Here is a 1,851-nt window from a genome sequence, read left to right on the forward strand (position 1 = left end):
AGGGGCTGTGACAGATAAGTCACAGCCCAGACATAAAAAATACACCCAATTCTATAGAGAAGAAGGTGTATTTTTTGGTATAATTTATGTATGACAAGTACTCAAATTAACCAAGGAAATTATACCGCATATCAACCATATATGCTACTAAATTTTGATTATTCTTTTCAAAATGATGTTCTTGATGATGATTTGAGCGTCACGATCTTGGAAGTCTTAGGGAGGATTAATCTAAATAAATTTATAGATTTCCATAATCTTGATTCTCGCTCTTATGACCCTGTCATGATGTTGACCATCATCCTCATGGCCTTTGCTGAAGACGGCTATGCTTCTTTACGAAAACTGGAAAAACTTTGTCGCTATGATATTCGTTACCGTAGTATCACGAACGGTTGTGTTCCAAGTTATAAGAGCTTTGAACGATTCATCAATCATACATTGAAAGAATCCATTCAAACGATTGCGAAAGAAATCTATCTGTATGTACAAGATGAAAAAGCATTGGAAGAACAGATTCTTTATATTGATGGTACAAAATTTGAGGCAAATGCCAATAAGATGACGTTCTGTTGGAAAGGTTGGAGTAAACGATACCTTCCCAGACACTGGCAGAAATGTATGGAACTGTTAAAACAAGTGAATCGATACTTTAAAAAACATGAAATCAATATCAATTATTCAATTTTGAAATATCCAAATATTGAGTATATGATCAAAATAGATGAAGCGCTTGAAAATTGGCTGAAGGAAAAAGAATATATCCGAAAAGGCAGAGGAAAACACGAAATCGCAAAATTGTGCGATGAATTGAAGAAAAGTGCAGTAAAGATGTGGGAGTATGCAATCCAGGAAGATATATTGGAAGACAGGAACAGTTTTTCCAAGACAGATCCAGATGCCACATTCATGCATATGAAATATGATTATTACAATCATACAAATGTATTCAAACCGGGATATAACGTACAAATAGGAGTAAATAATGGGTACATCGCCTATCAATATCTAAGTAGTGATCCAAATGATATAAAAACGTTACAACCATTTACAGAAGGATATAAAGAATTATATGGAAAATACCCTGATATAGAAGTAACGGATGCAGGATATGGGAGCTATGATAATTACTGTTACTGCAAAAGTAAAGGGATTAAAGGACTATTGAAATACAGTGGATATGAAAAGAAGAAAGAGAAAGTAAATGATAAGAATCGCTATCAACTGCGGCACATGGAACGACAAGAGGATGGTACTCCAGTATGTCCAGCCGGACATGTATTTGAGATAGAGCGAATAGGACTCAATATCAAAGGACAATATCCAAAAACGACGATGTATTACAGAAATAAAAACTGCGGTGAATGTCCACACAGGAGCAAATGCACGACATCAAAGAACGGAAGAAGTGCACGGATAGTCCCTGCCTTAGAAAAGATGCATAAAGAGATAGATGAATGTCTAAAGAGTGAAGAAGGAAAGAGATTGATGAGAAATCGTAGTGCACAGGCAGAGGGAGCGTTTGCGGACATCAAACAAGATTTTGAATATGTCCGCTTGCATCGACGAGGAGAAAGCGGAGTCAAGGTAGAACTAAGCTTAGTGTGTATTGGATATAACATAAGAAAGTACCATAATTATAAAATAAGGGATAAAAAAAGAGAAAAGCAGAGAAATGTAAGCAAACTGAATTAGTTTTCCACAATGGGATGGGGGATTTCTAACGAAAAAAGGGCCTAAAACCAGATTCACTCAAAAAGTTGTTTTCAGTGTACCCAAAATACAAAAATCATAATAAAAAAGGCTGTGATTTTCAGAGAAACACTAATTTCTCTTACTCGTCACAGCCCC

General features: G+C 35.7%; 1 protein-coding gene. It reads left to right on the plus strand.

Features of this window, described 5'->3' with window-relative positions:
• Positions 1–90: 90 nt before the first annotated feature.
• Entirely contained in the window at positions 91–1,695 is a 1,605-nt protein-coding gene (locus KSZ58_RS22320) for an IS1182 family transposase (RefSeq protein WP_008817373.1), read from the plus strand.
• Positions 1,696–1,851 lie beyond the last annotated feature (156 nt).

The organism is Erysipelatoclostridium sp. DFI.2.3, from assembly GCF_019132535.1.
Lineage (GTDB): Bacteria > Bacillota_I > Bacilli_A > Erysipelotrichales > Erysipelotrichaceae > Clostridium_AQ > Clostridium_AQ innocuum.